Annotated in this window: 20 protein-coding genes and 1 tRNA gene; 6 read left to right on the plus strand and 15 right to left on the minus strand. The window is 71.3% G+C overall.

Going from position 1 to position 26,599, the window contains the following annotated elements; all coding sequences use genetic code 11:
• Together C8250_RS17565 and C8250_RS17570 are read left to right on the plus strand one after the other, a co-directional pair.
• Positions 1–2,799, plus strand: coding sequence for an FtsX-like permease family protein (locus C8250_RS17565; RefSeq protein WP_138355094.1), 2,799 nt, complete (start codon positions 1–3; stop codon positions 2,797–2,799).
• A complete protein-coding gene (locus C8250_RS17570; RefSeq protein WP_138355093.1) occupies positions 2,796–3,791 on the plus strand; it encodes an ABC transporter ATP-binding protein in 996 nt (331 codons plus the stop codon). Before C8250_RS17565 ends, C8250_RS17570 begins: the two co-directional genes overlap by 4 nt.
• A gap of 116 nt (positions 3,792–3,907) precedes the next feature.
• Here C8250_RS17570 and C8250_RS17575 read toward each other — a convergent pair whose 3' ends face one another.
• From C8250_RS17575 to C8250_RS17605, 7 genes are all read right to left on the minus strand, one after another.
• Complete coding sequence (locus tag C8250_RS17575) at positions 3,908–4,600, minus strand: hypothetical protein (RefSeq protein ID WP_138355092.1); 693 nt, start codon at positions 4,598–4,600, stop codon at positions 3,908–3,910.
• Complete coding sequence (locus C8250_RS17580) at positions 4,597–5,049, minus strand: thioesterase family protein (RefSeq protein WP_138355091.1); 453 nt, start codon at positions 5,047–5,049, stop codon at positions 4,597–4,599. Before C8250_RS17580 ends, C8250_RS17575 begins: the two co-directional genes overlap by 4 nt.
• Positions 5,049–6,713, minus strand: a complete 1,665-nt coding sequence (gene ettA / locus C8250_RS17585) for an energy-dependent translational throttle protein EttA (RefSeq protein ID WP_138355090.1) — start codon at positions 6,711–6,713, stop codon at positions 5,049–5,051. Before ettA ends, C8250_RS17580 begins: the two co-directional genes overlap by 1 nt.
• 292 nt (positions 6,714–7,005) lie before the next feature.
• Positions 7,006–8,397 carry an LAETG motif-containing sortase-dependent surface protein gene (locus C8250_RS17590; RefSeq protein WP_138355089.1) on the minus strand — a complete coding sequence of 464 codons (1,392 nt, stop codon included), beginning with the start codon at positions 8,395–8,397 and terminating at the stop codon, positions 7,006–7,008.
• Positions 8,398–8,632: 235 nt separating this feature from the next.
• Positions 8,633–9,037 (minus strand): single-stranded DNA-binding protein, encoded by a 405-nt coding sequence (locus C8250_RS17595; protein ID WP_138355088.1) that lies wholly within the window; start codon positions 9,035–9,037, stop codon positions 8,633–8,635.
• A gap of 304 nt (positions 9,038–9,341) precedes the next feature.
• A complete protein-coding gene (locus tag C8250_RS17600; protein WP_187144885.1) occupies positions 9,342–11,123 on the minus strand; it encodes a GTPase in 1,782 nt (593 codons plus the stop codon).
• A gap of 5 nt (positions 11,124–11,128) precedes the next feature.
• On the minus strand, positions 11,129–12,751 hold the full coding sequence (locus C8250_RS17605; RefSeq protein ID WP_187144886.1) for a dynamin family protein: 1,623 nt from the start codon (positions 12,749–12,751) through the stop codon (positions 11,129–11,131).
• A gap of 300 nt (positions 12,752–13,051) precedes the next feature.
• On the opposite strand from C8250_RS17605, the gene C8250_RS17610 reads away from it, so the two are divergent.
• Both C8250_RS17610 and C8250_RS17615 read left to right on the plus strand, forming a co-directional pair.
• A tRNA-Arg gene (locus tag C8250_RS17610) sits at positions 13,052–13,127 on the plus strand.
• Between the two features lie 354 nt (positions 13,128–13,481).
• Positions 13,482–13,898 (plus strand): CBS domain-containing protein, encoded by a 417-nt coding sequence (locus C8250_RS17615; protein ID WP_138355085.1) that lies wholly within the window; start codon positions 13,482–13,484, stop codon positions 13,896–13,898.
• A 24-nt stretch (positions 13,899–13,922) separates the two neighbouring features.
• Here C8250_RS17615 and C8250_RS17620 read toward each other — a convergent pair whose 3' ends face one another.
• The 4 genes from C8250_RS17620 to C8250_RS17635 form a co-directional block, all read right to left on the minus strand.
• Positions 13,923–15,443 carry a cellulase family glycosylhydrolase gene (locus tag C8250_RS17620; protein WP_138355084.1) on the minus strand — a complete coding sequence of 507 codons (1,521 nt, stop codon included), beginning with the start codon at positions 15,441–15,443 and terminating at the stop codon, positions 13,923–13,925.
• Positions 15,444–15,550: 107 nt separating this feature from the next.
• The gene (locus C8250_RS17625) at positions 15,551–18,097 is read right to left on the minus strand and encodes an FtsX-like permease family protein (protein ID WP_187144887.1); all 2,547 of its coding nucleotides are present in this window, start codon (positions 18,095–18,097) and stop codon (positions 15,551–15,553) included.
• The gene (locus C8250_RS17630; protein WP_138355082.1) at positions 18,097–18,864 is read right to left on the minus strand and encodes an ABC transporter ATP-binding protein; all 768 of its coding nucleotides are present in this window, start codon (positions 18,862–18,864) and stop codon (positions 18,097–18,099) included. The genes C8250_RS17625 and C8250_RS17630 overlap by 1 nt, the downstream gene beginning before the upstream one ends.
• On the minus strand, positions 18,861–19,574 hold the full coding sequence (locus tag C8250_RS17635) for a helix-turn-helix domain-containing protein (protein WP_138355081.1): 714 nt from the start codon (positions 19,572–19,574) through the stop codon (positions 18,861–18,863). Before C8250_RS17635 ends, C8250_RS17630 begins: the two co-directional genes overlap by 4 nt.
• 230 nt (positions 19,575–19,804) lie before the next feature.
• Between C8250_RS17635 and C8250_RS17640 the strand changes: the two genes are divergently transcribed.
• Positions 19,805–20,008 carry a MarR family transcriptional regulator gene (locus C8250_RS17640; protein ID WP_138355080.1) on the plus strand — a complete coding sequence of 68 codons (204 nt, stop codon included), beginning with the start codon at positions 19,805–19,807 and terminating at the stop codon, positions 20,006–20,008.
• A gap of 68 nt (positions 20,009–20,076) precedes the next feature.
• On the opposite strand, the gene C8250_RS17645 is transcribed toward C8250_RS17640, so the two are convergent.
• The gene (locus C8250_RS17645) at positions 20,077–22,308 is read right to left on the minus strand and encodes an MMPL family transporter (RefSeq protein WP_138355079.1); all 2,232 of its coding nucleotides are present in this window, start codon (positions 22,306–22,308) and stop codon (positions 20,077–20,079) included.
• A 171-nt stretch (positions 22,309–22,479) separates the two neighbouring features.
• Between C8250_RS17645 and C8250_RS17650 the strand changes: the two genes are divergently transcribed.
• Positions 22,480–23,070: a TetR/AcrR family transcriptional regulator gene (locus C8250_RS17650; RefSeq protein ID WP_244809178.1), complete on the plus strand. Its 591-nt coding sequence runs from the start codon at positions 22,480–22,482 to the stop codon at positions 23,068–23,070.
• Between the two features lie 28 nt (positions 23,071–23,098).
• On the opposite strand, the gene C8250_RS17655 is transcribed toward C8250_RS17650, so the two are convergent.
• From C8250_RS17655 to C8250_RS17665, 3 genes are all read right to left on the minus strand, one after another.
• Positions 23,099–23,854 carry a VTT domain-containing protein gene (locus C8250_RS17655; protein WP_138355077.1) on the minus strand — a complete coding sequence of 252 codons (756 nt, stop codon included), beginning with the start codon at positions 23,852–23,854 and terminating at the stop codon, positions 23,099–23,101.
• A gap of 218 nt (positions 23,855–24,072) precedes the next feature.
• Positions 24,073–24,822, minus strand: a complete 750-nt coding sequence (locus tag C8250_RS17660) for an SDR family oxidoreductase (RefSeq protein ID WP_138355076.1) — start codon at positions 24,820–24,822, stop codon at positions 24,073–24,075.
• 452 nt (positions 24,823–25,274) lie between these two features.
• Entirely contained in the window at positions 25,275–26,564 is a 1,290-nt protein-coding gene (locus tag C8250_RS17665) for a citrate synthase (RefSeq protein WP_138355075.1), read from the minus strand.
• Positions 26,565–26,599: the final 35 nt, after the last annotated feature.

Here is a 26,599-nt window from a genome sequence, read left to right on the forward strand (position 1 = left end):
ATGACGAACGGGACCGAAGGTCTCCCGGCGGCTCCACGGGCCGCCGCGCTCTCCTGGGTGCGGGTCCGGCTGCGCGCCGCTCCGGCCGCCGCCATCGCGATGGCCCTGCTCGTGCTGGTCACCGCCTTCCTCGCGGCCGCGCTGCCGCGGGCGGTGGACCGCTACGAGGTCAAGGCGCTGCGCGGTTCGCTCGCCGACGCCAAGCTGCGCGACCGCACGCTGTCCCTCAGCGACACCTCGTCGGGTCCGGACACCGAGGGCGCCTCCGGAGCGTCGCGGTTCGCGCCGGAGTGGATCGCCGGCGTGGAGTCGGAGTTCCAGAAGCTCGTACGACCGCCTCTGCGCCTGCTGCCGGGTCAGTCCGTGATCGGGGTCAGGACCGGCAGCGACTCCGCGGCGCTGGATCCCGGACTGCCCCGGCCGACCAAGGTGCTGAACCCGATGGCCGACCTCGTCGCCCAGCAGGGTCTGGAGCAGCACTCCCGGCTGGTGGCCGGCAGCATGCCGCGCGGTCCCGCTCCCGCCGACGCGTCGGGCGGGTCGAACCGCGTCGATGCGGCGGTCACCGAACAGACCGCCAAGGTGATGGGCCTGCGTCCCGGCTCCGAGATCCACCTCAGCACCCTGCGCACGGCGTTCACCGTCCATGTGACCGGCATCGTCTCACCCACCGAGCCGGGAGGCGCGTACTGGAACGAGGAACCCGACGTCCTCGCTCCCCAGTTGACGTCACCTCCCCCGCGACCCGGCGAATACCCCACGTTCTACTGGCACTTCACCGTGCTGATCGCGCCGGAGGCGGCACCGGCCCTGCTCAGCCTGGGCAAGGGCGCGTCCTTCTACTGGCACCACCCCGCCGACGCCGGCCGGCTCACGGCCCAGGACGTGGCCCCGCTCCAGGCGCAGCTGGCCTCGCTCGACAGCGGCCCGGCCGCGACCGCGCTGCAGGAGGGCACCGGGAGTTACATCCACATCACGACCGGGCTCGGCCGGCTGCTCACCGCCTACGAACGCGACCGGGCGGCGGCGCTGCCGCTGGTCCTGGTCGCCGCGATCGGTGTCGGCGCCACCGCGTTCGCCGTCCTGCTCATGGCCGGCGGGCTCGCGGCCGAGCGGCGGCGCGGCGAACTCGCCCTGCTGCGCTCGCGCGGCGGCTCCCTACGCGGCATGGTCGGACGGCTGCTCGGCGAGACCACGGCGGCCGCCGTGCCGGCCGCGCTCGCCGGAACCGTGCTCGCCCTGGTCCTGCTGCCGACCGACCGGTACACGCTGTCCGTGCTGCTCGGCTCCGCAGTGGCCGTGACCGCCTCGCTCGCCCTGCCATTGCGGGCCGTCGCCGTCCACCGCAGGCCGCGCCCGGCCGCACGCGAGGACGTGGCCGCCGCCCGGCCCTCCCGGCGCCGTACGGTGGCCGAGCTGACGGTCACCGTCCTGGTCATCGGCGCGGTCGTCGCCCTGCGCCGGCGGGGCACCGTCAGCGGCGCCGACCCGTTCCTCGCGGCCGCACCCGTCCTCGTCGCCATCGCCGCCGCCCTGATCCTGCTGCGCCTGTACCCGCTGCCGCTGCGGCTGCTGGCCCGGCCCGCGGCCCGGCTGACCGGCGCCGTCACCCACCTCGGCCTGGCCCGCGCCGGCCGCTCCCCGGCCAGCGCCCAACTGCCGCTGCTCGCCCTGCTGATGTCGCTGACGGTGGCCTCGTTCGGTGGATCGGTGCTCGCCGGGGTCGCGGACGGCCGTGACGAGGCGGCCCGCGCGGCCATCGGCGCGGACGCCAGGATCGACGCCAACTTCGTCCTGCCCGAGAAACTCGCGGCGAACATCCGGCAGGTGCCCGGCGTCGCCGGGACCACCGGCGTCCGGGTCGAGCCCAGCGCCCCCACCTCCGGATTCGGGATGCCCTACAGCGTGCTCAGCGTCGACCCGGTCGCCTACGCCGCGCTGACCCGCTCCATCGGGCTCCCCGGCTTCCCCGCCGACGCACTCCTGCACGACGACGGCACCGGCCCGATGCCGGCCGTCGTCTCCCGCAAGGTCGCCGCGAAGCTCGCGGGCAGCACCCTCTCGGTGCAGCCCGCCATCGGAACGACCGAGATCAAGGCCGCAGCGGTGCTGGACCTCACTCCGGCGGCACCCAACACCGATTTCGTGATCGTCTCGTCCGCGCAACTCGCCAAGCGCCACCCGGACATGAACTACAGCCAATACACCGGCCCCACGGTGCTGATGATCACCGCGAACGGTCCCATCGACGGCAAGGCGCTGCGCGCCGCCACCGCCGCGTCCGGCTCCAACATGTTCGTCGCCCTGCTGAGCGAGGAGCGCGGCGTACTCGCCGACTCGGCCCTGCAGTCCGGGGCGCGGGGCATCTATCTCGCCGCGGTCGCGGGCGGCGCCGGTTACAGTGCGCTCGCGCTGCTGCTGTCCCTGCTCCAGGCCGCCCCCCAACGCGCCGCGCTGCTCGCCCGGCTGCGGACGATGGGCATGGGGCGGCGCGACGGACGACGGCTGGTGTTCCTGGAAATGCTGCCGCAGGCACTGCTGGCGGCGATCGGCGGCGTGCTCGTCGGCCTCGCGGTGATCCCGCTGCTCGGGCCCGGCGTGGACATCACCGCACTCGCGTTCGGCAGCGACCCCGGCACGAACGTACCCGCCGGCCTCGGGCTGCGCGCCGACCCGCTCTCGCTGGCGCTGCCTTCGGCCGGACTGCTGGCGCTGGCCTGTGTGGTGCTGCTGGCGCAGGTCTGGGTGACCGGACTGCGCCGTGAGAGTACGGACCTGAGAGTAGGAGACCGCTCATGACCCATACCACCGAGGGCGGCGCCGGCGGCGCCACGACCACCCTGGCCGATCTGGAACAGCGGGCGGCGGCCCGCCGCGAGCAGCCCGCCTACGGGCAGGACGCGCTCATCAGCTGCGACCGGCTGGTACGGATCTTCACGGCCGACGGCGTCGAGGTCCAGGCGCTGCAGGGCCTGGACCTGCTTGTCGCCAAGGGTGAGCTGATGGCCCTGGTCGGCGCCTCGGGCAGCGGCAAGTCCACCCTGCTGAACATCCTCGCCGGCCTCGACGTCCCGACCGCGGGCGCTGCTTCCGTCGGCGGCTACGACCTGCTCGACATGGACGCCAAGTCCCGGCTGCGCTACCGCCGGGAGGTCGTCGGCTTCGTCTGGCAGCAGACCGCCCGCAACCTGCTGCCCTATCTGACGGCAGCTCAGAACGTCGTGCTGCCGATGCAGTTGTCGGGGCGTGACGGGTTCCGCGCCAAGCGGCTGCACGCGGCGCGCGCCACGGAGCTCCTCACCATGCTCGGCGTCGGCTACTGCCACGACCGGCACCCCGGGCAGATGTCCGGCGGCGAGCAGCAGCGCACGGCCATCGCCGTCGCACTCGCCAACTCCCCGTCCCTGGTGCTGGCCGACGAGCCGACCGGCGAACTGGACTCCGCCACCGGCGAGCAGGTCTTCGCCGCGTTCAGGACCGCCAACGAGGAGCTCGGCACCACCGTTGTCGTCGTCACCCACGACCACGCCGTGGCCGACGCCGTACGCCGCACGGTCGCGATCCGGGACGGCAGGACGGCGTCCGAGGTGCTGCGCCACACCGAGATCGACGAACACGGCCAGGAGTCGGTCGTCGCCCGCGAGTACGCCACCGTCGACCGCGCCGGACGGCTGCAGCTGCCCCGCGACTACACCGCGGCGCTCTCCATCGAGAACCGGGTCCTGCTGGAACTGGAATCCGACCACATCGGCGTCTGGCCGGACCGGCCGACGCCGCCGGAGGAGGACTGATCCGGCGGCGTTGTGGCGTCGTTGGGTGCGGCGTTGTGGTGCGGCGTTGTGGTGCGGCGTTGTGGTGCGTCGTTGTCTGCTTTGGCACGCGTCCGAGGCGGGCCTGGCCTTGACCGTCAGGCGGGCGTGACCGTCAGGCCGGAGCCGAGGGCGGTGCGCCGTACGGCGATCGATCCGTAGGGCGTACGCAGCCGCAGCCAGGCCCCTGCCGTCAGCAGCGTGAACGGCTCGTCGCGGCCACCCCGCAGGAAACCCAGCGCCTGCGCCGCGTGCACGGCGCGCATCGGCAGCGCCGTGTCCCCGACCGGCCGGGACCAGACCTCCTCGGCGAGCGCGTCGAGCTCGGCCCGCGTCCGCCGTTCCGGCACCAGCACTTCGGTACGCGAGCGGAACTCCCCCACCAGCCGCTCCGCGGCGGCCCGTACGTCCTCGGGCGCGAACTCCGCGACCCGCTGCCAGCCACCGCGCGGCGGCAGCAGCCCGGCCCATGCGGGGCCGGTGACGGACGGCGGGACCACGACGGCGTCGCCGCTCCCGTCGGGGGCTTCCCCGGCGCCTGCCTCGATCCGTTCCTCGATGCCTTCCAGCAGCTGCCCCGCCGAGACCGTGGCATCGAGGTCGAGAACGTCGCGGAGCGAGGCCGTGCGAATGGCGAGCACGCCGCCGAAGGGCGGCTGGCCGAAGACCGCCAGCACCCCCTCCGCGGAGCGCAGCCGCACCACGGCGGCCTTGTCCCAGCGGACCAGCCGGCCCAGGAAGGCGGCGAGGCCCGCCGCCTCCCCGGCACCGGCGAGAAGCAGCCGCGTCATGCGGCGACGGCCTCTTCCGCCACGGCCTCCGCCGTCGACGGCGGTTCGTCGCGGTACGCCTCGAGGAACGACCGTTCCTCCGGGCTGATCCGCCGCGGCCGCGCTTCCGCGAGGTCGTACGGGACCACGATCGTGGAGGCCCGTACGTACACGGCCTCCTCGTCCTTGATCTCGTACGCGACGGTCATCGAGGCCGCACCGATCTTCGTCACCCACGACTCGATGGTCACCGGCGCGTGCCGGTGCACCAGCGGTCGCAGATAGTCGATCTCGTGCCGGGCCACGACGGACCCGCCCGTGAACGACGTGCTGCCCTCACCGGGCGCCAGCCGGAACATGAAGTCGATCCGCGCCTCTTCCAGGTACCGCAGGAAGACCACGTTGTTGACGTGCCCGAAGGCATCCATGTCCGACCAGCGCAGCGGGCAGCTGTAGATATGCCGGGCCATCAGCCGCGGGTCAGCTTCTTGTAGGTGGCGCGGTGCGGGCGGGCCGCGTCGGCGCCGAGCCGCTCGACCTTGTTCTTCTCGTACGACTCGAAGTTGCCCTCGAACCAGTACCACTTGGACTCACCCTCGTACGCGAGGATATGGGTCGCGACCCGGTCCAGGAACCAGCGGTCGTGGGAGATGACCACGGCCGCGCCCGGGAACTCGAGCAGGGCGTTCTCCAGCGAGGACAGGGTCTCGACGTCGAGGTCGTTGGTGGGCTCGTCGAGGAGCAGCAGGTTGCCGCCCTCCTTGAGCGTCAGCGCCAGGTTGAGGCGGTTGCGCTCACCACCGGAGAGGACGCCGGCGGGCTTCTGCTGGTCCGGCCCCTTGAAGCCGAAGGCGGAGACGTAGGCCCGCGACGGCATCTCGACCTGGCCGACGTTGATGTAGTCCAGCTCGTCCGACACGACCGCCCAGAGGGTCTTCTTGGGGTCGATGTTGGCGCGGCTCTGGTCGACGTAGCTGATCTTGACCGTGTCGCCGATCTTGACCGAGCCCGAGTCCGCGGGCTCGAGGCCCTGGATCATCTTGAACAGCGTGGTCTTGCCCGCACCGTTGGGGCCGATGATGCCGACGATGCCGTTGCGCGGCAGGGTGAAGGAGAGGTCGTCGACCAGGACCTTGTCGCCGAACGCCTTCGAGAGGTTGTTGACCTCGACGACGATGGAGCCCAGACGCGGGCCCGGCGGGATCTGGATCTCCTCGAAGTCCAGCTTCCGCACCTTGTCGGCCTCGGCCGCCATCTCCTCGTAACGGGCCAGGCGCGCCTTGGACTTGACCTGACGGCCCTTGGCGTTGGAGCGGACCCACTCCAGCTCTTCCTTGAGGCGCTTGGCGCGCTTCTCGTCCTTGCGGCCCTCGACCTTGAGGCGGGTGGCCTTCTTCTCCAGGTACGTGGAGTAGTTGCCCTCGTAGGGGATCGCGCGGCCGCGGTCGAGTTCGAGGATCCACTCGGCGACGTTGTTCAGGAAGTACCGGTCGTGAGTGACGGCGACGACGGCGCCCGCGTACTTCGAGAGGTGCTGCTCCAGCCAGTTCACCGACTCGGCGTCGAGGTGGTTGGTGGGCTCGTCGAGGAGGAGCAGGTCCGGGGCCTCGATCAGCAGCTTGCAGAGCGCGACACGGCGCTTCTCGCCACCGGAGAGGGTGGTGACCGGCCAATCGCCGGGCGGGCAGCCCAGCGCGTCCATGGCCTGCTCCAGCTGCGCGTCGAGGTCCCACGCGTTGGCGTGGTCCAGGTCCTCCTGGAGCTTGCCCATCTCGTCCAGCAGCGCGTCCGAGTAGTCGGTCGCCATGAGCTCGGCGACCTCGTTGAAGCGCTTGAGCTTCCCCATGATCTCGGCGGCGCCGTCCTGGACGTTCTCCAGGACCGTCTTGGACTCGTCGAGCTTCGGCTCCTGCATGAGGATGCCGACGGTGAAGCCGGGCGACAGGAACGCGTCACCGTTGGAGGGCTGCTCGAGACCCGCCATGATCTTCAGCACCGTGGACTTACCGGCACCGTTGGGACCCACCACACCGATCTTCGCGCCGGGCAGGAAGCTCAGCGTCACGTCGTCAAGGATCACCTTGTCGCCGTGTGCCTTGCGCGTCTTGCGCATCGTGTAGATGTACTCAGCCAAGAGAAACCGTCCGGCAATCGATGTGTGGGCAGATACACCCCATCTTGCCGCACGTCCACCCCGACGGGCGAACGGGTAGGTCAGAAACCCCGGCCTGCGCACTCTCAGCCGATCCCTGCGGAGGGCGCCACGGCCCAGGGACGGCCCGGGACCGGCCCGGGCAAGGCCTGGGACGGCCGCCGCCCGGTCGCCGCTTGGTTGCGGTGGCCGGGCGGGGACGGAGCGGGGACGGGACTCCAAGAGTCCCGCCCCCGTTGTTTCCGTTACTTCTGCCTGCGGCTACTGCCCGCTGCTACTGGCCAGCGGGAGTTGCGGCCGACTTCTTCCGGCGGAGGAAGAAGACAGCGCCGCCACCGACCGCGACGAGCGCGACGGCGATGCCCGCGATCATCGGGGTGGCGCTGCTGCCACCCGTCTGAGCGAGGTCACCGCCGGTGGTGCCGGTAGTGGAGCCGGCCGAGGCCGGGCTGGGCTGGGTGGTGGGGGTGCTCGGCGCCGGGGTGGGCGTACCGGTCGTCTTGCAGTCCAGAACACCCTTGAACGTCTTGGTGAAGCCGTTCGGGCCGGAGATCGTGATCTCGTACTTCTGGTCTTCCTTCACCGGGACGGTGATGGTCTTCGACTTGCCGGCCTCGATGGAGAACTTCTTGCCGGCGAGCTCGAAGGTGAACGCCTCGTCGCCCTTGTTGCTGGCGGTGACGTCGACGCCGTTCTTGGCGCAGTTGACCGTGGCGGAGACCGCCGGGATCGGGCCCTTCTTGGCCCAGGTGCCCGTGGCCGTGGCCGTGGCGGTGGTCGCGCTGGAGCCAGCCAGGATCTGGACCTGGCTCTTGCTGTCGACGCCAGTGAACGCGCGGCCGACCGGAACCTGGGTGACGGCCGTGGCCGTCACCGACGTGGTGCCGTCGGCGGCACCCGCCGGGATGGCGAAGAAGAGCTGGTCACCGTTGCTCGCGGAGGTGACGGCCTTGCCCGACTTGTTGACGATCTTCACGCCGGCCGGGATGTCCGAGGCGGGCACGATCTGCACGGGCGTGGTGGAGGTGGTGTGCACCGTGACCGGGCCGAGCTTGTCGCCGGACTTGCCGGAGACGGCCGGCGGGTCGAGCGTCAGGGTCGCCTTGGGCTCGGGGGTGTCCGTCGCCGTCTTGCCCAGGTACTCGGCGAGCTTCTCGGCGGCCGGGTCGTTCGCGTCGACGTTCGCCTTGTCCGAGAAGCGCCAGATAGCGACCTGGGTACCGGCCGCGGCGGTCTTCTCGGTCAGCGGACCGGAGCCGGCGGCCTTGGCCAGCGCGCTGAGGTCGGCCACCTGCGGGTAGGAGTGCTGCAGGATCCAGTTGATCTTGCCCGCGTCAGGGTTGTTGTGCAGCGAAGAGGAGTCCCACGGGACCTCCTGGTACTTCGCGTGCTTCTGCGTCGGGTTGTGGATGTCGATGCAGTACGTCTGGATGGTGCCGCCGCCGACGTCCATGGTGAACAGACCGGCGTTGACGGGCTTGTTCTTGCCACCCTCGTGGATGACGACGCCGTCCGACTTGTCGGCCTGCAGACCGCCCAGTACCGCGGTGGCACCGCCGTCCGCGAAAGCGGCTCCCGCGCCGGATATCGCGCCGGCTGCGAGCAGACCCGTGGCCAGGCCCGCGGCGGCGAGGCGGGCAACGCCGCGCCTCTGAATCTTGAACATGGAACTCCCCTTCGGGCGAAGCCGGGTCGTGAGGGTGGCCTCGCCTGCGGCTCCGAGAGCATCCGGGCCCCCGCAGTACCGAAGGAATCCTAGGAACCACAGGTATCGCGGCCACCAACAATCCCCTCCCATAACCGTTTCGAATCGCAATCGTTATGCGATTAAGGGATGGTCATGAGAATGTCGATAAGTCACCGATGTCACTCGCCCGTATAAAGCTGCACAAACGGGCCTCTCAGGACATCTCGACCGGCCCGGGCGAAATGAGTTCCGGCCGGACCACCGACACCCGCCGGAACGCCGCCGTCCCCCGGGACAAATCGTGTCCGATCGCCACCGCGTCGATGTCCGCGGCGACATACCACCGTCCGTCGTACTCCTCCTCGCGGACCCTCAACCGGCCCCGCACGACCAACGGTTCGCCGACCTGGACGGACGTCCGCACATTGGCCGCCAACGTCCGCCACGCGCGCACCATGAAGAAGCTCGTACTGCCCTCGCTCCAGGCCCGCCGCTCCGCGACCCAGCGGCGCGCCGTCGTCTCCAGCCGGAACCGGATGACCGGCACTCCTGTCTCGGTCTCCCGGAATTCGGGCTGCGTCACGACATTCCCCACCACCGTCACCGACGTCTCATTCATGCGCCCGCTCTCCCCCCGCCGCCGAATTCCCGCTCCCGAATGCCCTGAGAACATCGTGCACGAGCCGGACGGAGCGTGGAAAAAACGGACCGAATCTGTGGATTACCGGCCGGTTGTGGATATCTCCGTCACTCCTGAGGGTGAAATCCCGGCCCGGGTGCCGGGCTCGGGTACCGGCCCGCAGGGCCGAGCAGGGGCGCAGGGCGGGAGGCGGGGTGCTGGCTCGCGAGGCCGAGCAGAGGCGCCGGGCAGGGCGCAGGGTGGGGGTGCCGGCTCGCGAGGCCGAGCAGGGGCGCCGGACAGCTCAGCCCCCGGCCACCACCGCGTACTGCTCCCGCACCTCGCGATAGCGCAGCAGTTCCGCCGCGACCGGCTCCAGCACCCGCGCCCGGCCGCAGTCCGCCGCGGCGGCCCGCAGCCGGCGCTCGGCCGCCTGCCCGTACCGGTGGGCCGGACCGCGCGCGGCGATACGGCAGGCCCAGGCGAGCGCCCGGCCGCCGAGGGCGCCGACCGCGAGCAGGACCACCGGCAGCCACCACGAAGCGTCCAGCGAACCCACCGCGATCGCGACCAGGCACACCACCCCGGCCACCGCGAGGCTCATCAGCAGCCACTGGGCGGCGCCCACCGCCGACCACCAGGTGGGCCGTTCCGGCTGCCCCGGCTCCGCGCGGGCCGCCGCCGTGTCGAGCGCCGCCGGCAGTCCCTCGCCGCCGCGCCGCGCCGCGTCCCGCACCGCCTGCGCCCACGGGACGGGCAGCCCCTGGGCCGCGTCGTCCGCGAGCGCCCGCACCGCCTCGTCCACCGCGGGGCGGGACGCGGCGAGCCCGGCCGGCCCACGGGCCACCCGGTCCGCCCCGCCCTGGCGTTCGCCGGTCAGCCGCCCCCACGGAGTGCCGCAGGCAGCCTCCGCGGCACGCGCCCAGTCCCGTTCCGCCGCCTCGCCGGCGCCCGCGACACCCACCGCGTCGGCCAACCGGTCGACGAAGTCCTCACGCGCGGGATCCGTCAGGCCCACCGCGCCCTCGCCCACGTACAGCGACTGCAAGCGGCCGGCGGTACGGTCCACATCGGCCGCGAGCCGCCGGTTCGCCGACCCCCGTTCGGCCACGATCTGCCCGAGACAGGCCCGCAGATCGGGCACCCCGACCCCGTTGAGCGCCGAGACCGCGAGCACCACCGCGCCGGCGTCGCCGTGCTCGCCGACGGCGAGGCCGTCCTCGTCGAGCAGCCGCCGCAGATCGTCGAGCACCTGGTCGGCGGCGTCGCCGGGCAGCCGGTCCACCTGGTTCAACACCAGCAGCGTGACGTCCGCGTGGCCGGCCAGCGGCCGCAGATAGCGTTCGTGCAGCGCGGCGTCCGCGTACTTCTCCGGGTCCAGCACCCACACCACCACGTCCACCAGCTGCAGCAGCCGGTCCACCTGGTCGCGGTGGCCGGGCGCGGCCGAGTCGTGGTCCGGCATGTCCAGCAGCACGAGCCCGGCCAGCCGCTCGTCCGTCCCCGGAACGCGGTCGGCGCCGTCCAGCACGCTCCTTCTGGCGTAACGATCCTGCGGGGCGATGCCGAGCCGGTCCAGCAGTCCGGCCGCGCCCTCGGGGTCCCAGGAGCAGGAGACCGGCGCGGCGGTCGTCGGCCGGCGGACGCCCGTCGCCGACAGTTCCAGTCCCGCGAGCGCGTTGAACAGCGTCGACTTGCCGCTCCCGGTGGCACCGGCCAGCGCTACGACCGTGTGATCGAGCGACAGCCGCCGACGCTCTCCGAGCCGTTCCAACAGCGCTCCGGCCTCGGCGAGTTCGTCCGGGCTGACGCGCGTCCGGGACAGCCCCAGCAACTCCCCGAGCGCGTCGACCCGGGCCGCGAGCGGGTCAGGGGAACGCGAGGCCCCGTACGAGCCCCCGGAAGAACGCGCTCCGCTACCCCGAGCCGCGCGCGTTCCTCCGCCGAAACCAGATCCTCTGGCGGAGTCCGATCCTCCGCCGGCACCCGCGCCTGTGGCGGCGCGTGATCCTCCGCCCGCACCCGGTCCTCCGCCGGCACCCGTTCCTCTGGTGGCGCCCGTGCCGGTTCCTGCTGTGGAAGCCACCGCGATCACCTTTCCTTCTGCAGTAGGGACAGTGCGGAGATCAGCGAGGACTGCTGCTGCGCGGTCACATCGAGGCCGTCCACGGGCGCCAGCCGACGCTCGCACTCACCTCGCAGCAGCCCAGCGACGCCGTCCTCCAGCTGCTCCCGCGCCCGGTCGCGCATCCGCAGCGCGGCCTGCGCGCCGACGGTCTCCGCGAGCCGTTCGCCGGCGGCGCTCCCGCGCCGGCCGCCGAGCAGGACGGTGGCCAGCAGCGCCGCCGCGTCCTCCGGGTCGGCGGGGGCGCGATCCGCGGCGCGGGCGGCCCGCACCTCGGCGTACGCGAGGTCGGTGAGACCCTCGCGCCACCGCGCCACCCCGGCGTCGATCCGGTCCGCGGCGGCCGCCCGGTCCGGGCGCCCGTCCGGCTCCGCGAGCAGCGCGGCCCCCGCGCGGTCCCGCTGCCATCCGGCGGCAATACGTTCGTCGGCCGCGTCGACCTCGGAGCGCAGCAGCGTCGCGAGCCCTTCGGCGAGCGCGGACTGCAGCGCCTCCCGCCCGCAGTGCGGGTACTCCAGCCAGCGCGCCAGGGCTTCGCCGGCCAACGGCACCCCGGCCGTCACCGCGCCGTCGATCCGTTCGGCGGCCTCCGCGTACGCGTCCTCCGCGCCACGGGCCAGCCGTACCGCCGCCGCGTGCTGGACGGCCGAGGCCGAGGCCAGCGCCGGCATCCTGGCGCGCATCGAGTCCAGGACGCCGACCACGGTGCGCTGCGCCGCCTGCTGGCGGGCGGCCGGGTCCTCGGCGTTGTGCGCCAGCCACTGGCGGAGGGCGGCGACCGCGGTCTGCGGCAGCAGCCCGCCGCCGCCCGCGGATTCGGGCAGCTCCGGAACGGTGAAGCGCGGTACGTCCCCGAGCCCGGCCTTCGTCAGCAGCGCCGCGTAGTGCCGGGCGACGTCCTCGGCGATCTGGTGCGGCACCCGGTCCAGCACGGTGGCCAGCGTGACGTTGTACTCCTTGGCGGTGCGCAGCAGATGCCAGGGCAGCGCGTCGGCGTACCGCGACGCGGTGGTGACCAGGATCCAGATGTCCGCCGCGCAGATCAGCTCCGCGGCCAGCTCACGGTTGCGCGCGACCAGCGAGTCGATGTCCGGGGCGTCGAGCAGCGCGAGCCCCCTGGGCAGCGCGTCATCGATCTCCAGCCGCAGCAGTTCGCCCTCCGCGGCCCCGTCCTCGTCCTGCGTCCCGGGCCGCGCGGACCAGGCCCGTGCCAGACCCGGCAGGATCCGCGGATCGGAGAACCAGGCCCGGTCCGCGGGGTGGCACACCAGCACCGGCGTCCGCGTCGTGGGACGCAGCACCCCCGCCTCGCTGACCCGCCGCCCCACCAGCGAGTTGACCAGCGTGGACTTACCGGCCCCCGTCGATCCACCGACCACCGCCAGCAGCGGCGCTTCAGGGGTCCGCAGCCGGGGCACCAGATAGTCGTCGAGCTGCGCGATCAGCTCCTGGCGGGTACGGCGGGCCCGCGCGGCTCCAGGAAGTGGGAACGGAAAGCGCGCGACGTCGACGCGGTCGCGCAGCGCGGACAGCGCGTCTAGCAGATCGGGCCGTACGTCCAAGATCGCCACAGTGGCAGAATGCCCCATTTTGGCGCATTTTTGAAGCGTATACCGCCCAGTTCACGCCTTTTTGGCCCGCACGCACCCGATACGGCGGTAAGCGAGCCGGATGAGACCCGGGCATAACGAGTGCACAACGGCCACCGACTGAGGCGGAAAAAGCGGTGCAGCATTCGTACCCGCCTGCGATTATCGGACCGCTTCACTGAACCTCCACAACGTGTCACGGAGGTGAAGCAACCGGTAGAAGGTCCACCGCGCCCTATCCTTGACCCCGGCCAGGTCACGGAACCACCCAGGGGCGGAGACAGCCGCGGCCACTGTCCGGCCCCCATAGCTCAGTGGATAGAGCAGGTGCCTTCTAAGCACTTGGCCGCAGGTTCGAGTCCTGCTGGGGGCACCACCGCTTCACCCGTTCCGGGGAAACCTTTCCGCAGGTCGTGCCGGTACGGCGCCCTGCTCATGCACTCGGGGGCAGCGACTCACGTGAGTCGCTGCCCCCGAGTGCGTACGGCGTCGCCGGCTCGTTCCCGGCGGGCGTACCTCATCCGTGTCGACATTTCTGGCAGGAACACGGCCGGTGTCCGTTCGGCACCCGTTCGGCCCAGTGATTGGCGAGCGGCGGGCCGAAGAGACTTTCGGGGTGGGTGACCGGTTCGCCAGCCTGGTGGGCGAGCAGGGGGCGGCTCCGGATGCAGGGCGGGGCGGGCTCGCCTAGCGTCGATGCGGGGGCTTACCTGCGATGGACGGAGTTTCCGTGGCGACTGCACGCGACATCATGCACAAGGGTGTGGAGAGCATCTCCGAACACGAGACGCTGGACGTGGCGGCCAAGCGGATGCGGGATGCGGGCATCGGCGCGCTGGCCATCACCGATTCGGACGGCGGACTGCGGGGCGTGCTCACCGACCGGGACATCGTTCTGCGGTGTGTGGCCATCGGGCACGACCCGTCGGCCATACGGGCCGCAGAGCTGATGAACGGGAAGCCCCTGACGGCCAAGGCCGACGACGACACGGACAGCGTCGTCGCCGCGATGGCCGCCAAGCGCGTCCGCCGGATCCCCGTGCTGGACGGCGACTCGCTCGTCGGCATGATCAGCGAGGCCGATGTCGCCCGCAAGCTGGGTGCGGCCAAGGCCGGAGCGCTGGCGGCGGCGATCCGCGCCGACTAGGAGCCTTCCGGGGGCCGCAGGGCTCTAGCGGGCCGTGACCGTCAGCGTCACGTGCCTGCCCGGCGGGGTCGCCGGAAGCAGGATCCGCGCCTCTCCCGCGACCTGGTGGACGAGGGCACCGCGGGCGCCGGTGACGGACACCCTGGCGCCGTGCGGGAACGCCGTGGCGGGCAGCCGCAGTTCCGTCCAGGCGCGCCGCGAGACCGCGGTGGTGGTCAGGGCGAGGGTGTACGTGTGGGTCGCGGGGTCGTAGAACTCCGCACCGGGTGTCCCGGCGATCGCCGGCGCGTAGGCGGCGAACACCGGCTCCTTGCCGGGCGCGGGTCGGCCGTCGGCGTCGTAGGCGCAGTAGCCACCGCCTTCGGCGGCGTGGCAGTCGTACCACAGGGCCCAGCCGGTGGCGAAGCCGCGCATGGACGCTGTCTGGCGGCGTATCAGCTCGGCGTTGCCGCTGCCGGTGGCCTTCGCGGGCCCCCATTCGCCCACCAGGACCGGCATCCTGTGAGCGGCCGGATAGGCGCGGATGACGGCTTCGTAAGCTTCGATGAACCCGTCGGCGGGATCCCAGTCGGCGCCGTTCTCCACGGCGGTGTCGTAGTAGTGCGGGGCGTAGCCGATGCGGTCGGAGCCGTGCCGGGGGTCGTTGAAGCCGGGCAGTTGAGTGGGGACGCCCTGGCCGATGAGGACGGTGGGCTCGACGAACAGCCAGGCGTCCTGATCGGCCGTGCGGACGGCGGCGATCAGCCGCCGGTAGAGGCCGGCGAGCCGGCCCCGTTCCATCGCGGCGGAGTTCTCGATCTGGGTGGCCGGGTCGGTGGGGTCACCGGTGAACGGGCCGAACGGCTCGTTGAACAGGTCGTAGCCCAGGAGGGACCGGTGGCCGCGCAGCGTCGCGGCGACCTTGGTGTACGCGGCGGCCTGGGCGGCCCGCAGATCCGCGTCGTCGTAGAGGTGCCGGAAGGCCGCACCGACCGCGGGCTGGAAGTAGTTGGCGAACCAGTCGTCGCCGGGCAGCGGTTCGTAAGGGATGCCGTCGGTGCGGGTGGCCCAGGCGGGGATGCCGTTGAAGCCGAAGGCCGGCCCGAAGACGTCCTGGTGCCAGTCGACGAGGACCAGGACGCCGTACCGGTCCGCCCAGTCCATGACCCGGCCGAGGTAGCGCAGATAGGCGGTGTCGTAGTGGCCGCGCCGCGGTTCGACCTTCTGCCACTGGATGTTGAGCCGGACAAGGTTGAAGCCGCTCGTGGCGAGCTCGGCGATCCCCGCCTCGGTGACCGTGTCGGTCTTGCCGAGGTTGAGGCCGTGCAACTGGAGGGCGCGGCCATGGCGGTCGGCGAGATAGGTCCGGCCGTCGGGGGTGGTGACGGTGCCGGCCGCCACCGGTGCCGCCGCCCGGTGGGGGGCGGCGGCAACCGGGGCTGCCTGGTGGCTCCGGGCGGCCTGGGCCCGAGCGTTCTGGCCGGCCTGAGCGGCGGCGGGGAGGCTTCCGGCGCCCAGGAGGGCAGCGCTGACGGCGAGTGCGGTAGCGGTACGGCGCAGGCGCATGGCCCACCTCTCAGGCTCGGGCTCCGTACGGATGGCTGCCGATACTGTCCGGTAGCAATCACAGGGGCAAGTGTTCGAACCGGACTTCTTCCCGGACTTCTTCGCGGTCAGCCGATCGCCTCGGCGGGCCGGACCCGCAGCGCGAGCCGGGCCGGGAGGGCGGTGGCGAGCAGGGCGAGACCCGCCGCCAGGGCCACGATCAGCAGGTATCCGGCGGGGTCGAGCCGCGGGGCCGCCGCACCCGTCATCCCGAGGCTGAACGCGGTCAGGGTGGCCAGGGCTATCGCGGTGCCGAGCACCGCCCCGACGAGCACGACCGTCAGCGCCTCCAGCCGCAGCATCCGCAGCACCTGCCGGCGGGTGGTGCCCACGAGCCGCAGCAGCGCGAACTCCCGGGACCGGTCGGCGGTGGACATCGCGAGGGTGTTGACGACCGCGATCGCGGTGAAGGCGAGCACCAGGCCCATCGCGAGGTAGTTGACCTCGGCGTTGGACTGCTGGACCTCGGCCTGGACCGCTCCCGCCTGATCGTGGTCGAGAACGGCGACACCTGGGAAGTCCTTGACCGCCGCGCCGAGCGCCGCACGGTCCGCGCGGCCGTCGGTGGCGACGAGGACGGCCGATGCCAGCGGATTGTCGACATGTCGTGCGACCAGATCGTGGGACATCGTCAGGTCGCCGAATCCGAGACCGCGAGCGTAGACGGCCGTCACCTTGAGAGCGGCGGGAGTTCCGTCGCCGAGGGTGAGCCGTACGGTGCTGCCCGGCCGGACTCCCAGCCCGTCGGCGGCGACCTCGCTGAGCGCGATGTCACCGTCGCCGAACCCCCGGAGCGTGCCCTGGGTGACGTCGGGATCCCAGGTCGTCGTCAGTCCTGCGGGGGTCACGCCCTGCGCCGTGTACTTCGAGAGGCCGACCCGGACGCTGGTCCGTACGACCTCGGTGACCGCGGTGACGCCGGGTACCTGGCGCACCGCCGCGGCGGCTTCGCCGGGCACACCGGGCGCGGCGGCGCCGAGTACCCACTGGGCGCGGTTGCCCGCCGAGGCCTGCTGTTGAGCGGCGTGACCCATCGTCGTCTGCACGAAGATCACGGTGCAGGTCATCCCGACGAGCAGCGCGAGCGGAGTGACCGCCGCCGAGAGGCGCTTGGAGTTGGTACGGACGTTGGCGGCGGCGAGGTGGCCGCCGATGCGGGAGGCGCGGAGCGGAACGGCCAGTACCGCGGCGGCGATCCGGGCCAGCAGCGGCCCGAGCAGGGACACCGCGACGGCGAGGACCACCACGGTCAGGAAGGTGACCGGCGTGGACGCGGGTTCGGTCCGCAGACCGCTGAGCACGACGAGCAGGACGATGCCACCCGCGAGGAACAGCCCGCCGGCGAGCAGCCGCCCCCAGGGGGACGTACGGGTCTCCATGGCGGCTTCCGAGAGCGCCTCGGCAGGCCGGATCCTGGACGCCCTGCGGGCGGATATCCGGGCCGCGGACCAGCCGCCGAGCAGCGCGGCACCCACGGCCGCGAACATCGGGAAGGGGCTCCACGCGATCCGCAGCGTGTCCGGCACGGCGCCGAAACCGACGAACTCGGCGTGCAGCCAGTACGCGACCGGCAGGCCCGCGACGGAACCGAGAGCGCCCGCCGCCAGGCCTACCAGCAGCGCCTCCCTGCCGATCAGCCGGCGGATCTGCTTCGGGGTGGCGGCGATGGCGCGCAGCAGGGCTATCTCCCGGTAGCGCTGCTGGATGGTCAGAGCGAAGGTGCCGACGACCACGAGGACCGCGACGAGGAGTGAGGTGCCGCCGATCGCGCCACCCATGCTGACGAGTTTGATCCGGGCCTTGGCCGCGTCGGGGAACTCCACCGGTCCGCGGTCGGCTCCGGTGTGCACCTGGACCTTCGTGCCCTGCAGCGCGGTGGCGAGGTTCGTGGCGAGGGCGCCGGTGTCCGCGCCGGGCTCCGGCAGGACTCCTATCGCGGTGATCTGCCCGGGGTGGCCGGCCAGCCGTCCGGCCTCGGCGGTGGTGAAGAACAGCGAGGTCTGCTGCCGCAGATCACCGTCCTGGGCGGCGGCGATGCCGGTGACGCGATAGCTGCGCGGGGCCCGGGTGGACTGGACGGTGACGCTGCTGCCGGGCTTCAGGCCCATCCGCCCGGCGAGTTCGCGATCGATGACGAGATCGCCGTCCGTCTGCGGGGCGCGGCCCTCGGTGAGGGTGAAGGGCGTGAGTACGGCGGAGGCCCAGTCGTGGCCGAAGGACGGCTTTCCGCTCAGCGGGCCGCTCCGGTCCGCACCCCGGCCCACCGCATAGGCGGGGAAGGTGACTTCGGGGACGGCGGCCCGTACTCCTGGCACCTGGCGGACGGTCCGCACGGTGGTGTCCGGCAGCCAGACCCGCTCCGCGAGCGGTTTGGCCTTGTTCTTGACCTTGGTCTTGCCCTTCTTCTCCTTGACGGTGGTCTGGTGCACGTTCTGGTCGGCTCCGACGACGATCGGTGCGGCCGCGTACCGCTCGGTCGCGATCTCGCCCCGGAGACCGGTCTCCAGCAGCACCCCGCACGCGGTGACGAGCGCCGCGGCACAGAACAGGGCGAGAAAGGCTCCCGCGAAGCCGCCCTTGCGGGCCCGCAGGGTCTGCAGTGCGTAGCGCAGCATCAGGACCACGCCCCCAGGTGCGTCATGCGCTCGGCCACCCGGTCGGCGGTGGGCTCGTCGTCACGGCCCGCGATGCGGCCGTCGGCGAGGTAGAGCACGGTGTCGGCGTACGAAGCGGCGACGGGATCGTGGGTGACCATGACGACGGTCTGGCCGGTGTCGTCCACGCAGCCGCGCAGGAGGCCGAGGATCTCCTTGGCGGTGACCGTGTCCAGGGCGCCGGTCGGTTCATCGCCGAAGACCACGTCAGGGCGGGTGATCAGCGCACGGGCGATGGCCACCCTCTGCTGCTGTCCCCCGGACAGTTCCGCGGGGCGGTGGTCCGCACGGCCGGCCAGTCCGACGCGCCGCAGGATCTCCGCCAGCCTGGCCGGGTCGAGCCGTTGTTTCGCGAGTCTGAGCGGAAGCGCGATGTTCTGACGGGCGGTCAGTGCGGGGACGAGGTTGAACGCCTGGAAGACGAAGCCGACCCGGCTGCGCCGCAGTTGGGTGAGCCGGGTCTCGTTCATCCCGGTCAGCTCGGTGTCCCCGAGGTGGGACGTTCCGCTGGTGGGCGTGTCCAGCCCGGCCGCGCAGTGCAGGAAGGTCGATTTGCCGGAGCCGGACGGCCCCATCACCGCGGTGAAGGAGCCGCGCGGAATACTGGCGCTGACCTCGTCCAGGGCGCGTACCGCGCGGGGACCCCGGCCGTAGATCTTGGTGACGGCCGCCAGTCGTACGGCCGGCGCGAGCGCGATGCGGTCGGTGTCCATGGCGAACGTGTTCATGAAGGGGCCCCGTTCGTGGTGTCGTCGTACTTCGCTTCGGCCAGGTCCTCGGTCTGCTCATCGGGCAGGTTCTGGGTCTTCGCTTCGGCGGGCAGGGGATCGGTCGGCTCATCGGCGGCCGAACCTGCTGCCGACTGGACCTCCGGGGCGTCGGCCGGTGCCGGGAAGGCGAGGAATCGCGTGAGCACGTTTCGTGCGCCCTCCGGCAGTTCGTCGTCGGCGCGCTTGTACCGGTTGACCAGGGCGATGTACTCCTCGAAGAAATCGCGCAGTTCGGGGAGGGTCACCTGGATGGAGCCCCGGGAGTAGGGCTGGCTGTCCGCCCATACGCCCTCGATCTCGCGCTGGGACCGCTCGAAGAGCGCGAGGTCGGCGGCGAACGCGAGACGGTTCATCTCGTCGACGACCGGCCGCATCTCGTCGCTCTGCTCGGAGCGCTGCGGGAAGCGCAGGTCCGCCGGGGCGGCTCGCCACCAGCGCTCGCGCCCCCGTCCCGTCCCTTCGGCCTCCTCGACGAAGCCGTGCCGGTCCAGCTCCCGCAGGTGGTAGCTGGTGGCTCCGGTGTTCAGGTCCAGGGCACGGGCGAGGGTCGCCGAGGTGGCCGGCCCGTGCAGCGCCAGATGGTCGAGGATCTGCTGACGGCGTGGGTGCGCGAGCGCCTTGAGCGCCCCGAGATCGCCGATCTCCTTGATGCGTCGTTGCTTCGGCATGTGTACACAATGGTTTGTGCACACTCACTTGTGCACTGGCGGCGCCCCGCTAGTCACTACGGGGGTTAGCCCCACCCTGGTGCTGATCGTCACCTATCTGCCACGTTTGTCACTGTTACGCGGGTTCCGTGTCACAAACGATCTACAGGCCCATGCGGCTGTCAGTACATGTCGTTCACAGGACAAGGGTTACTGATCAACAGCCACCCCACTGTAGGGAGGTGCGTGACATGACCGACCGAACCCTGTGGTCGTACGCAGAGATCGCCGCACATATCCGGGTCCAGGTCGATACCGTGCGCTCGTATCGCAAGCACGGGCACCTGCCCGCTCCGGACGTCGTGGAGAGCGGCAAACCCTTCTGGTATGCCGACACCATTCGAGCTTGGAGTGCCCGGCGGCCCGGTAATCGGGGCCGCCGGGATCCCGACTGACACCCATGCCCGGGCCGCCGGGACTCTGACCGACACCCCACAACGACCGGCTCCTGACCGGCGAACAGCTACCGGACCGGCTCGGGGTCCCGCTCCTGATCACGCTGCGGGGCACGAGCCGCCTCCGGCGCCACTCCCCCGCCGCCGCCCTCGCTTATGCCGAACCGGTCATGGAACCGGCGCAGCGCGGGCGGCGCCCACCACGTGGCCTTACCGGTCAGTCGCATGACGGCCGGGACAAGCAGGGTACGGACCACCATGGCGTCCATCAGGACGGCCAGGGCGATGCCGAGGCCGAGCATCTTGGTGTTGGCCACCCGTGAGGTACCGATGGCCACCATGACGACGGCGAGGATCACTGCGGCCGCGGTGATGAGTCCGCCGGTACGCCGCACACCGAAGACGATCGCTCCCTGATGGTCACCGCTGCGGTCGTACTCCTCCTTGATACGTGACAGCAGGAAGACCCCGTAGTCCATGGACAGGCCGAAGGCCAGGCAGAACATCAGCACCGGGAGGGTGGTCTCGATGCTGCCGGTCGCCGTGAATCCCAGGAGCCCGGACAGATGTCCGTCCTGGAACACCCAGACCACCGCCCCGAACATCGCGGTCAGGCTCAGCGCGTTGAGCAGCACCGCCTGGAGCGGTATCACCACGCTGCCGGTCAACAGGAACACCAGAAGGAGAGTGACGACGGCGATCATTCCGATCGCCCAGGGCAAGCGGTCGGCGATGGCCTTCTGCGCATCGACCAGCACGGCGGCCTGGCCGGTGGCCGCGGTCCCGAACGGGGCGTCCACCGCTCGGATCTCCCCCACCAGGTCCTGGGTGGCCGCGTCCACGGCCTCGGTCCGGGGCAGCACGGTGAGGTACGCCGGGCCGCCGGAAGGAGCGGCGAACGGGCCTTCGACCGTGACGACTCCGGGCAGCGCGGCCAGCTTTCCCTTGTATCCAGCGAGCGCGTCCCGACCGGGGTTCCCCTCGGCGAGCACCGTGATTCCGCCGCCCGGATTGCCGGGGAACGCCTCGCGTATGTGCTGTTGGACGGCGTGCGACTCGGCGCCTGCCGGGAGCTGGCGATCGTCGGCCGTGCCGAACTGGATCTGCAGGAAGGGCAGTCCGAGCAGGAGCAGGCCCGCGGTGGCACCTATGGCGAAGAGCGGAGCACGCCGCATCACCAGCCGGGCGAGCGCCGCGTAGCCGGCTCCGGGCTCGCGCGGCTCCGCGGCGGGAACCCGTCGCCGCCACAGCCTGCGCAGGTCCAGGGCGTTGACCCGGTGCCCGAGCAGCACCAGGGCGGCGGGCAGCACGATCAGTGCGGCACCGGCCGCCAGCAGCACGACCGCGATACCGGCGTAGGCGAAGGAGCGCAGGAAGTACTGCGGGAAGACCAGCATCGCCGCGAGCGCGGCGGCGACCGTGAGCGCCGAGAACAGCACCGTACGGCCGGCGGTGCGCAGCGTCGCGCCCACCGCCTTCAAGGGGTCGTCCCGGTCCGCCAGTTCCTCACGGAAGCGGCGCACGATGAACAGCGCGTAGTCGATCCCCAGCCCCAACCCGAGCACGGTGGTCAGGCTCTGGGCGAAGAGGGAGACATCGGTGAAGGACGTGATGAGGCGTAGCACCGCGTTGGTCCCCAGGATCGCGATGATGCCCACGCCGAGGGGAAGCAGGGCGGCCACCGCGCTGCCGAAGACCATCACGAGCAGCACGAGCGTGACCGGCAGCGCGATCATCTCGGCGCGCAGCAGGTCCTCCTCGATGGTGCTCTGCAGCTCGTGCCGGACCGCGGCCAATCCGCCGATCCGCACGTCCACCACCCCCTGAGCGCCCCGGCAGGCGGGCGCTATGCGCTCGACGGCGGCGCCCACCGCATCGTCGCCGCCCACGATCCGGGCCGCGATCATGGCTTCGCCGCGGTCCTTCGCCCGCAACTCGGGTGCTCCGGTGGCCCAGTACGACGTGACGCCGGCGATCGACGGGTCGGCGGCGAGCCTGCGGGCCAGGTCACGTCCGGCGGCGGCCACCTGCGGGCTGTCGACGCCCGCTCCGCGACTGTCCACCAGCAGGACGAGATTGGGCTGCGAGGCGGGGAAGTGCTCCTCCAGGGCCTTGGTGGCATAGGACGACTCCGAGTCCGGGGCCTCCCACCCGCCGCCGCTCAGCCGGTCCGCCACACCGCTGCCGGCGACCACGGCGAGGGCGGTGAAGAGCAGCGCGAGCAGCAGCGTGAGCCTGGGCCGGGCGGTGACCGCCCGGGTCCAGCCCCCGACGGCGTGCTCGCGGTTGACATCGGGCATCACTGAGGTGTCCCCTCCCCGTAGAACGAGCATAGAATGAAAAACACGAGTAGCCACTCGCGTTTTCAAGAATGCGAGCGACCACTCGTATTTGTCAATCATGATTGGGGCCTACACGTGTCCGAGGTGGAGGAGAAGCCGCGCCGTCGCCAGGCGCGCGGAGAGCGCAGGGTGACGCAGCTGCTGGAAGCGGCCGCGAGCGTGTTCTGCACGTCCGGCTACCGGGCGGCGAGCACGAACGCCATCGCCCGCGAAGCCGGCGTCTCCCCGGGCACGCTCTACCAGTTCTTCCCCAACAAGGAAGCCATCGCGGTCGAACTCGGCGGCCGGCTCATCCAGCAGATGCAGCAGGCCCACGGCCTGGTCTTCACTCCGGAGAACGCCGCACTCCCGCTCTCCGAGATGATCGACCGGATCGTCGATCCGTTCATCGACTTCAACTGCGCCAATCCGGCCTTCCTCGCCCTGATCAAGGGCCCCGACACGCCGGGCAAGGTCACCGACGAGCACGATCAGCTGCACGCCTCGCTACTGGAACGCGTCGACCGGCTGATCGAGCTGCGCGCCCCGTTGCTCTCGGCCGCGGACCGCGCCCGCATCGCCGAGATCGCGTTCGCCATGTTCAAGACGGGCCTGGAGCTCGTCCTCGCCCAGGAGGGCGCGGAACAGGCCGCGTACATCAAGGAGTTGAAGGGCCTGCTGTACCGCTATCTGGCCCCGTACGTCGGCACCGAGTCCCGCCCCCCGCTCGGCCACCACTGAGCCGCAACGGGTACGGCCGCCCGCACGGTTAGAGGCCCCGCCCGGCGGACTCGCAGAAGTCCTTGTCCAGGACGCTCTCGGGCCTGACAGCCGAAGCCGGAACGAGCGCCGGGGCCGGGGCCGGGAAACCGGCCGGAAGTGCCGTGGGAACTGCCATCGGAACCTGGCGGCGTTCCCGGGTCCTGGACGCCCATTGGGCCAGTACTCCCACGGCCGCCACCAGCAGGGAGACGCCGAGGCCGAGGCCGACGGCGTACAGGGAGTTGGAGGCCGCGCGGCCGCTGAAGTAGCCGACGCCGACGGAGTACGTGGCCCACACCGCCTCGGCCACCCCCGCTCCGGCCAGGTAACGGCGTGCCGGATAGCGGACCACGCCCGCGGCGAGACCGCCGATCAGGCGTCCGCTCGGCAGGAAACGCACCGCGATGACGAAGGGCACCCCATGCCGCCGTATGCGCAGCGCGGCCCATCGCAACAGGGCTGCTTGCCGCGGCCTGCGGTGGATACGGGATACGACGCGGCCGCTCACGGCCCGTCCGGTGCGGTGGATCAGCATGTCCCCGGCCAGCGCGCTCAGCGCGACGACCACGAGCACGAGGGTGAGGTCCAGCCGGCCCTGGGCGGCCAGTACTCCGCCGGTGACGAGCAGCACCGCATTGGGCACGAGCGGCGGCAGCGTGGTCGCGGCCAGCAGCGCGTACGCCCACACAACGTTTCCACCCCGCAGGTGCTCGACGAGACCCGCGGTGAAGTCGAGTGACGACACGAAGTGTCCAACGTCCATGTGGCTGCCCCTCTTCCCTCCCGTATCCCCAAGCTGGCAGGGGCGACCGGAGCGCTGCAAGAGAGTTTCGTCCTGATAGGGGGATTCCCAGGGGATTGCCAGGAACAGGTCATCCTCAGGGACCGGTCCGGCTCCACCTGTGGTCGCAGACCCGGGGAGCAGGGGGCCCGGGGTACCGCAGGGCACCGTGCGGGCCTTGCCCACCGGCCATGCGCCCGCTACCGGCCGAGCAGCTCGCCACCGTTGCACTGCAGGATCTCGCCCGTGATGAAGCCCGCTTCGGGCGAGGCCAGGAACACCACGGCGGCCGCCACATCGGCGGCCCTGCCCACCCGGCCGACGAGGGTACGGCCGGCCCGGCGCGTCAGCTCCGCGTCATCGAGCCGGGCGCCGAAGAACTCGGTGCCGGCGACGGTGCCCGGGGCGACGATGTTGCAGGTGACGCCCTGCGGGCCCAGCTGGGCCGCCAGCGAGTGGTTCCAGGCGTGCAGGGCGGCCTTGGACGCGCCGTACGAGCCGCCGCCGCGCAACGCCGCGACCGAGGTCACGGTGATCACCCGGCCGCCGTCCGTGGTGAGCCGGTCGCGCAGCGATTCGGTCAGCAGCACCGCGGTGAGCACATTGCGCTCGAAGTCTCCGCGCCATCGGGCCCGCACCCCGTGCGGCCCCGGCCCGGTCGCCGGCTCCCGGCTGCCGGCGTTGTTCACCAGCACGTCGACCCGGTCCGGCAGCCGGGTGAGCGCCGTCTCGACCTCGTCGGGGTCGGCGAGGTCGCAGTCCACAGGGGTGACGTCGAGACCGTGTTCGCCGCGCAGCTCCTCGGCGGTGGCCCTGAGCACGTCCCGGCGGCGGCCGACGATCGTGACCCGGTCCCCCGACCCGGCGAGCCGGGTCGCGATGGCCCGGCCGATGCCCGTACCGCCACCGGTCACGACGATGTTCCGGCCCACTGCCTCGTTCTGTGCCATGCGCTCCGCCCCTCGAGAAGTGACAGCACGCTACGGGATGGACCGTTTCGGTCTGCGAGTGGGGCGGGCGTCCGTAAAGAGACGTAGATCACACCGAATGGAACGTAACCATTACCGCCACTCGTGGGTCTATGGAGGGGAACACCACGCTCCCGGGGAGCGTTGGTGGGATGAAAGAGCGGGTCGTCTTGGGGGACGGCCCAATCGCGTCGCCGGGGCGAAAGTGCCCGGAGAGCTTGAGCGGCCCTCTCGGACTTTCTCGTCCCGGCATAGCGCGTCACCCAGCACCCGGTACGGACCCGTGGGGGGATCCGATCCGGGGGACGGGAGCGCCCCGCGCCGGACCCGTGGGGGGATCTAGCGCGGGGCGCTTCTTCATGCTCCGCGGGTTGTGCGCCGCGGCGTCGGCGGCGGCGTGCACCGCCGCATGCCGCGCGGTCGGCGGCCTTCGGTCAGCGGGACTCGACCGGAAGGTAGTCCCGCAGCTCGATGCCCGTGTAGATCTGGCGCGGGCGGCCGATACGGGATCCGGGCTCCTTGATCATCTCGTGCCACTGCGCGATCCAGCCGGGAAGCCGGCCGAGCGCGAAGAGCACCGTGAACATGGTGGTCGGGAAGCCCATGGCCCGGTAGATCAGGCCCGTGTAGAAGTCCACGTTCGGGTAGAGCTTGCGCGAGACGAAGTAGTCGTCGCTGAGCGCGTGCTCCTCGAGCTTGAGCGCGATGTCCAGCAGCTCGTCGGACTTGCCGAGAGCGGAGAGGACGTCGTGCGCCGCGGCCTTGATGATCTTCGCCCGGGGGTCGAAGTTCTTGTAGACGCGGTGCCCGAAGCCCATGAGCTTCACGCCGTCTTCCTTGTTCTTCACCTTGCGGATGAAGGCGTCGACGTCGCCGCCGTCGTTCTTGATGCCCTCGAGCATCTCCAGCACCGACTGGTTGGCGCCGCCGTGCAGCGGGCCCCACAGGGCGCTGATGCCGGCCGAGATCGAGGCGAACTGGTTCGCCTGCGAGGAGCCGACCAGCCGGACCGTCGAGGTCGAACAGTTCTGCTCGTGGTCCGCGTGCAGGATCAGGAGCTTGTCGAGCGCACCCACCACGACCGGGTTGAGCTCGTACTCCTCGGCCGGAACCGAGAAGGTCATGCGCAGGAAGTTCTCGACGTAGCCGAGATCGTTGCGCGGGTAGACGACCGGCTGGCCGACCGACTTCTTGAACGCGTAGGCCGCGATGGTCGGCAGCTTGGCGAGCAGCCGGATCGTGGACAGGTGGCGCTGCTCCGGGTCGAACGGGTTGTGGCTGTCCTGGTAGAACGTCGACAGCGCGCTGACCACGGACGACAGCATCGCCATCGGGTGGGCGTCGCGCGGGAAGCCGTCGTAGAACCGTTTGACGTCCTCGTGCAGCAGCGTGTGCTGAGTAATTTCACCCTTGAAGGTGGAAAGTTCATCGACGGTCGGGAGCTCACCGTTGATCAACAGATACGCGGTCTCGATAAAGCTGCCACGTTCGGCGAGCTGTTCGATGGGGTAACCGCGGTAGCGAAGGATGCCCTCTTCACCGTCAAGGAAAGTGATCGCGGACTTGTAGGCCGCGGTGTTGCCGTATCCGCTGTCCAGGGTGACCAGACCGGTGTCGGCGCGCAGCTTGCCGATGTCGAAGCCCTTGTCGCCGACAGTGCTGTCGACCACCGGGTAGCTGTGCTCGCTGTCCCCGTACCGCAGTACTACAGAGTTGTCGCTCACGTCATTCCCTCACCGACGGTTTTGCCTCTTCTTCG

Origin of the sequence: Streptomyces sp. So13.3 (assembly GCF_005860785.2) — a bacterium.
Lineage (GTDB): Bacteria > Actinomycetota > Actinomycetes > Streptomycetales > Streptomycetaceae > Actinacidiphila > Actinacidiphila fildesensis.

Bases quoted from the DNA above. Each gene is read 5' to 3' on its own strand.
- C8250_RS17620 (WP_138355084.1), bottom strand. From the start codon at position 15,443: ATGCGCCTGCGCCGTACCGCTACCGCACTCGCCGTCAGCGCTGCCCTC.
- C8250_RS17575 (WP_138355092.1), bottom strand. From the start codon at position 4,600: ATGACGCGGCTGCTTCTCGCCGGTGCCGGGGAGGCGGCGGGCCTCGCC.
- C8250_RS17655 (WP_138355077.1), bottom strand. From the start codon at position 23,854: ATGGACGTTGGACACTTCGTGTCGTCACTCGACTTCACCGCGGGTCTC.
- C8250_RS17595 (WP_138355088.1), bottom strand. From the start codon at position 9,037: ATGAATGAGACGTCGGTGACGGTGGTGGGGAATGTCGTGACGCAGCCC.
- C8250_RS17570 (WP_138355093.1), top strand. From the start codon at position 2,796: ATGACCCATACCACCGAGGGCGGCGCCGGCGGCGCCACGACCACCCTG.
- C8250_RS17645 (WP_138355079.1), bottom strand. From the start codon at position 22,308: ATGCCCGATGTCAACCGCGAGCACGCCGTCGGGGGCTGGACCCGGGCG.
- C8250_RS17625 (WP_187144887.1), bottom strand. From the start codon at position 18,097: ATGCTGCGCTACGCACTGCAGACCCTGCGGGCCCGCAAGGGCGGCTTC.
- C8250_RS17590 (WP_138355089.1), bottom strand. From the start codon at position 8,397: ATGTTCAAGATTCAGAGGCGCGGCGTTGCCCGCCTCGCCGCCGCGGGC.
- C8250_RS17565 (WP_138355094.1), top strand. From the start codon at position 1: ATGACGAACGGGACCGAAGGTCTCCCGGCGGCTCCACGGGCCGCCGCG.
- C8250_RS17580 (WP_138355091.1), bottom strand. From the start codon at position 5,049: ATGGCCCGGCATATCTACAGCTGCCCGCTGCGCTGGTCGGACATGGAT.
- C8250_RS17640 (WP_138355080.1), top strand. From the start codon at position 19,805: ATGACCGACCGAACCCTGTGGTCGTACGCAGAGATCGCCGCACATATC.
- C8250_RS17660 (WP_138355076.1), bottom strand. From the start codon at position 24,822: ATGGCACAGAACGAGGCAGTGGGCCGGAACATCGTCGTGACCGGTGGC.
- C8250_RS17630 (WP_138355082.1), bottom strand. From the start codon at position 18,864: ATGAACACGTTCGCCATGGACACCGACCGCATCGCGCTCGCGCCGGCC.
- C8250_RS17635 (WP_138355081.1), bottom strand. From the start codon at position 19,574: ATGCCGAAGCAACGACGCATCAAGGAGATCGGCGATCTCGGGGCGCTC.
- C8250_RS17605 (WP_187144886.1), bottom strand. From the start codon at position 12,751: ATGGGGCATTCTGCCACTGTGGCGATCTTGGACGTACGGCCCGATCTG.